Raw genomic sequence first — 5563 nt, forward strand, 5'->3', positions numbered from 1 at the left:
TTTGATTGCAGGGTTTTAAACATTTTGATAATCTTAGCTGTGATCCCGCTGGGATTCGAACCCAGGACCACTACATTAAAAGTGTAATGCTCTAAGTCGGAGGCCAAGCGGTCTTAGGAAGACAATAGAGAGGGACAACTCCTTGGCTCACAGAACGACATGGCTACGATCCGACTTAATCTTTTGATTGCAGGGTTTTAAACATTTTGATAATCTTAGCTGTGATCCCGCTGGGATTCGAACCCAGGACCACTACATTAAAAGTGTAATGCTCTACCAGCTGAGCTACGGAATCATCCTTCTTTCGAAGAGGGTGCAAAGATATCATTTTTTTTAGGAGTTCAAACACAAGATTGAATTAATTGCAACAAAGTGTCTATCATTAAAGGGTGTATTAATCAATCGTATACCATATGCCTTTTTTACCGTTATTCCTTAAAACATATTTTAGAAGCCTTTGTTCAATCATAATTCATTCATTATTACCATTTTAATTTCATGGAAAAAGACCTGGACCAACCATCTCCCGAAGGCATCCTGCAAATTGCATCCGGATTCTGGGCTTCAAAAATTTTATTGGCGGCCGTAAAATTCGACCTTTTTACGTTCCTGGCAAGAGAAAAAACAATGTCGGCAGGGCAAATCAAGGATTCATTAAAACTAAAATGTTCGGACAGAAATGTTTATGATTTTCTAGATGCCCTAACCGCATTAAAATTTTTAAATCGTGAAGGACTTTTGGCAGACGCCCTTTATTCAAACAGCATCCATACAGATACGTTTCTCGATAAACACAAAGAATCATACATAGGTGGTTTATTAGAAATGCTAAACAGCCGCATATACCACCATTGGGGAAATCTGGAAGAAGGACTGCTCACCGGTGGGCCACAAAATGAAACAAAGGAAGGCAGTGAAAACTTCTTTAGCGTTATTTACCAGGATCCTCAAAAACTGCGGGGATTCATTAATGCTATGAGCGGCATACAAAGAGGCAATTTTATGACCTTCGCACAAAAGTTCGACTTTTCCCGATACAACACCCTCACGGATGCTGGCGGAGCCGGAAGCATGTTTTCATTAACAGTGGCAAAGTATCATCCCCATATGATATGTACCAGTTTCGATTTACCCATAGTAGTACCCATAGCTATAGAAAATATACAACGGGCTGAATTACAAAACCAGGTGAAGACCGCCAGTGGCGATTTTTTCAATGATCCAATACCGCCAGCAGATGTGGTAGTGATGGGAAATATTCTGCACGACTGGGACGAGGAAAAAAAGCTTATGCTGATCAAAAAAGCTTATGATGCGGTTAACCATGGTGGTGCCTTTGTAGCTATAGAAAATGTGATTGACGATGAAAGAAGACACAATGTTTTTGGCATGATGATGAGCCTCAACATGTTGATCGAAACAGGTAAGGGCTTTGATTATACCTTTAACGATTTTAATAAATGGGTTACAGCTGCCGGATTTCGTTCAACAGAACTAATTTCTTTAGCCGGACCATCAAGTGCAGCAATTGCTTATAAATGAGATTTACCTGGAACAACAAATATTAACGATTAATCCTATGCAAAACGTAACATTGAACAACAGCGTCGAAATGCCCATTTTGGGGTTTGGTGTTTACCAGATACCTGACGCGGCAGAATGCGAAAGAAGCGTATTAACAGCCTTGGAAACTGGGTACCGCTCAATTGATACCGCAGCTGCTTATAAAAACGAAGAAGCAGTTGGTAAAGCCATAAAACAAAGTGGTATCAACCGCGAGGACTTGTTTATCACCACTAAACTATGGATATCCGATGCAGGATACGAAAAAGCAAAGCGTGCTTTTGACTTGTCGCTCAACAAACTCCAGTTAGACTATCTCGATCTTTATCTTATCCACCAGCCTTTTTCAGATGTACACGGCGCATGGCGAGCCATGGAAGAACTTTATGAACAGGGCAGGATCAGGGCTATCGGTGTAAGCAATTTTCAACCAGACCGTCTCATGGATTTGATCGTATTTAACCATGTGGTCCCTGCGGTGAACCAGATTGAAACGCATCCCTTTCATCAGCAAATCGAAACGCAAAAATTCTTACAGGAAAATAATGTGCAGCTAGAATCATGGGGGCCATTTGCTGAAGGACGCAATAACCTGTTTAGCAATGAGGTGTTATCAGGTATTGGCAAGCAGTATAACAAATCAATCGCCCAGGTGGTTCTACGCTGGATGATACAACGCAACATCGTTGTTATTCCCAAATCGGTGACCAGGGAGCGCATTATCCAAAATTTTGATGTATTTGACTTTGAACTTTCGACGCAGGATATGGATCAGATTGCGAAGCTTGATAAAACGGAAAGCGCCTTTTTCGATCATCGCGATCCTGCAATGGTAAAATGGTTGGGAACACTAAACTGAATCAACTAATCACTATAAAAAAAGTACGCAGCATCGCTGCCTTCATCGCTACCCTCATTGAAAACCCAGAACAGTGCATCAATAAAAACATTGCAATCAGTAAGCCCAATTAAATCCCAACGCCGCCCCAATTAAAACCCAACAGTTCAGGACAGTTAAATAGTCATTTTTTTATATTTTCGAGGCGAAGATGATACCTGGCATTTCCAAGGTTATCGCTCAGGCATTCTATGCACATTCAGTTCAAATGCTGCTCAATGCCGCAACTACGCTCGGCAAAACAGAAGACATCGATCGTTACAGTAAGCTACTTCCACAGATCAAGGATGCTTTTGTAAAAGAATTTACCACCTTTAATGGCGCCTTAGCCTCATCTACACAAACTGCATATGTACTTGCGCTACAGTTTGATCTTTTACCAGAAAACATGCGACAACAAGCTGCGCAGCGCCTGGTAGATAATATAAAGGAATACAAATACCACTTAACAACGGGCTTTGTAGGTACGCCATATCTTTGCCATGTGCTAACAAGGTTTGGCTTTAATGATATCGCTTATAGATTGCTCTTGCAACAGACCTATCCATCCTGGCTTTTCCAGGTGAAACAGGGCGCAACCACAATATGGGAGCGTTGGGACGGTATAAAGGCGGACGGGACTTTCCAGAATATCGAAATGAATTCATTCAACCATTATGCCTATGGTGCAATTGGGGAGTGGATGTATAAAAATATCGCAGGAATAAAGGCCGATGATTCCGCCCCGGGATACCAGCACTTTTACGTGGCACCATTGCCAGGAGGGAAATTATCCAATGCTGCAGCTTCATTTGAATCTCCCTATGGCAAAATTGCGTCGAAATGGGAGATAGGCGATGGGGTCTTTACCTTATCGGTCACCATTCCAGCCAATACCTCTGCAACAGTAACACTGCCTGGGGCAGCCAATCAAAGCATCCGCCTGGATGGAAAATCCTTACCAGGGTCGGTAGAAAACAAACAGGATGGCAATAATGTGGTGCTAAAACTAGGTTCTGGAACCTACAGCTTTGCTTATCATTATACATTATAGCGAAAGTTTCCATGTACCCGAATGGGTTTGGAGCATGTTTTGAGGGGAATAAACTTCACAGTCTATAAAACAAATTTATATGCAAGATTTAAACAACAAAGTAGCTTACGTTACCGGCGGAACAAAAGGTATAGGATTTGGCATTGCTAAAGCTTTGGTGGAAGCCGGATTGAAGGTAGCCATTTCGGGCCGAAAGCTGGAAGATGTGCAAAAGGCAAAAGAAGAGCTTGGTTCAGATAACGTCATTGCCATCGCATCTGATGTAACAAATTTCGAAGATGAGGCCCGCGCAGTGGAACAGATCGTAGAAAAGTTTGGTCGGCTTGACGTACTCATTGCCAATGCGGGAGTAGGAAAATTTGGGCCTGTTGATCAGTTGAGCCTGGAAGATTGGAATGCAATGATCGCTACTAATTTAACCGGTGTGTTTCATACGCTTAAAGCAGGAGTGGAGCAACTCAAAAAGAACAAGGGTTATTATATCACTATTGCTAGCCTGGCCGGTACTAACTTTTTCGCAGGAGGATCGGGTTATAATGCATCATAATTTGGTGTTGTGGGTTTTACCCAGGCAGCGATGCTCGATTTAAGAGAATATGGCGTAAAGACAACTACCATTATGCCCGGTTCGGTAACCTCTCATTTCAATGATCACCAGCCATCTGAAGCTGATTCCTGGAAAATTCAACCATCAGATATTGGTGAAATGATTGTTAGTTTATTGAAATTGAACGCAAATGTATTGCCGAGTAAAATTGAGGTTCGCCCAACACAAACTAAATAGTTAAAACCCTAGTTTTCGTGGATTGTCTGCTATATAAACTCATGATAACTTTACGATTATAGATTTACATTTAGACAGCGTTTCATGAAAAACATCGTGTTATTAATAGTGGCTATGTTATCCTTAGGATGTACGAAGGAAAATGATCAACCCAATCAAGATTTTACCAGCGTTTATGGCGGGGTTCCTTATAAAGGAACTGTCAGCGGAACTGTTTCCATAGATGGGGGCAATGAATTTGCGCTTTCAGGAAAGGGGAGCATAGCCCTCATGGAAGCTACAAAAGATTCAGTTTCCATAGTCTTCCTATCAGATCTTGACAAGTTAGGCGAAATCAATATAAAGGTTCCCGGAAAATACGATGGAAACTCCTTTTATATGGAAGATGAAAATCCTAATATCTATTTTAAGATTATTGACCAGAATATAGATGGAAAATCTATCTCTGATCGTCAGGAGATGACTTTCAAAGGCAAATTGGAAAAGGAAAGCGGGCAAATGAAAATGATTGCTGTATTTAAGCAAGACACGGAGAGCTTTCCAAAAGGAACAAGGCTAGAACTCAACTTCGACACCAATCGTGCTATTAGCAATAGCAGTGGGGATGTTGGTGGATGCCCTACACGCTTAGTACCCGTTTGGTCGCCCAACGGTGTCGTTATGGGGATGGTGCCAGATTGTTAATAGTTGTATTTTATGTATATTTCCTGTAATAAACATAAAATAGATTACTTGTGCCGAAAATCATAACACTACTTATTTTATATCTTTCTTCAATAGCTACTACCGTATATGGTCAGCCGGGAGACCGGCTCACTTCATATAGCGATAGTGTATACCGTCAACTAGAACCTATAAAAAACCAGGAAGAAAAAGCGGTGGCTTTGCTTAATTTAAGTTACTTCTGGTCTGATCACAGTATCCCGAAAGCTTTACATTATATCGCTGAGGCAAAAAATCTATTAGGAACAAAAGTACAAACAGGTTATTATGGAGGGTTGATCGCTTTTTATACCGCTTCTGTTTATTTCGACAAAGACCCCAATAAGGCAAAAGCATTATATATGGAGGCTGAAAGATTGCTACAAAAAGCTGATCAAGCCCATAAATTAAAAGCCGTTCACTATCGTGCCCGTAGCTGGGGAAGCTATGGTGCACTTTTGCAGCGTGAAGATAAAGCAAATGAGTATGTAAACATACTATTGGATAAAGTGATTCCCCTGGCAGCGCAAACAGAAGATGTTACGCTTCTAGGCAACAATTATCAACACGTCGCCATGAACCT

At 41.3% G+C, this 5563-nt stretch carries 7 protein-coding genes and 1 tRNA gene; 7 read left to right on the forward strand and 1 reads right to left on the reverse strand.

Features of this window, described 5'->3' with window-relative positions:
• Positions 1-222: 222 nt before the first annotated feature.
• Positions 223-295 (reverse strand) — tRNA-Lys (locus ACR2F3_RS09465).
• 203 nt (positions 296-498) lie between these two features.
• On the opposite strand from ACR2F3_RS09465, the gene ACR2F3_RS09470 reads away from it, so the two are divergent.
• The 7 genes from ACR2F3_RS09470 to ACR2F3_RS09500 form a co-directional block, all read left to right on the forward strand.
• Entirely contained in the window at positions 499-1542 is a 1044-nt protein-coding gene (locus ACR2F3_RS09470; RefSeq protein ID WP_432709737.1) for a methyltransferase, read from the forward strand.
• 37 nt (positions 1543-1579) lie between these two features.
• Positions 1580-2422: an aldo/keto reductase gene (locus tag ACR2F3_RS09475; protein ID WP_432709738.1), complete on the forward strand. Its 843-nt coding sequence runs from the start codon at positions 1580-1582 to the stop codon at positions 2420-2422.
• 190 nt (positions 2423-2612) lie between these two features.
• Positions 2613-3494, forward strand: coding sequence for an alpha-L-rhamnosidase C-terminal domain-containing protein (locus tag ACR2F3_RS09480; RefSeq protein ID WP_432709739.1), 882 nt, complete (start codon positions 2613-2615; stop codon positions 3492-3494).
• Positions 3495-3573: 79 nt separating this feature from the next.
• On the forward strand, positions 3574-4041 hold the full coding sequence (locus ACR2F3_RS09485; RefSeq protein ID WP_432709740.1) for an SDR family NAD(P)-dependent oxidoreductase: 468 nt from the start codon (positions 3574-3576) through the stop codon (positions 4039-4041).
• Between the two features lie 9 nt (positions 4042-4050).
• The gene (locus ACR2F3_RS09490) at positions 4051-4278 is read left to right on the forward strand and encodes a hypothetical protein (protein WP_432709741.1); all 228 of its coding nucleotides are present in this window, start codon (positions 4051-4053) and stop codon (positions 4276-4278) included.
• Positions 4279-4362: 84 nt separating this feature from the next.
• Positions 4363-4962, forward strand: a complete 600-nt coding sequence (locus ACR2F3_RS09495; protein ID WP_432709742.1) for a hypothetical protein — start codon at positions 4363-4365, stop codon at positions 4960-4962.
• Positions 4963-5012: 50 nt separating this feature from the next.
• Positions 5013-5563 (forward strand): hypothetical protein (locus ACR2F3_RS09500; RefSeq protein ID WP_432709743.1); only part of this gene is annotated, 551 nt, incomplete at its 3' end.

Origin of the sequence: Pedobacter sp. (assembly GCF_045627485.1) — a bacterium.
Lineage (GTDB): Bacteria > Bacteroidota > Bacteroidia > Sphingobacteriales > Sphingobacteriaceae > Pedobacter.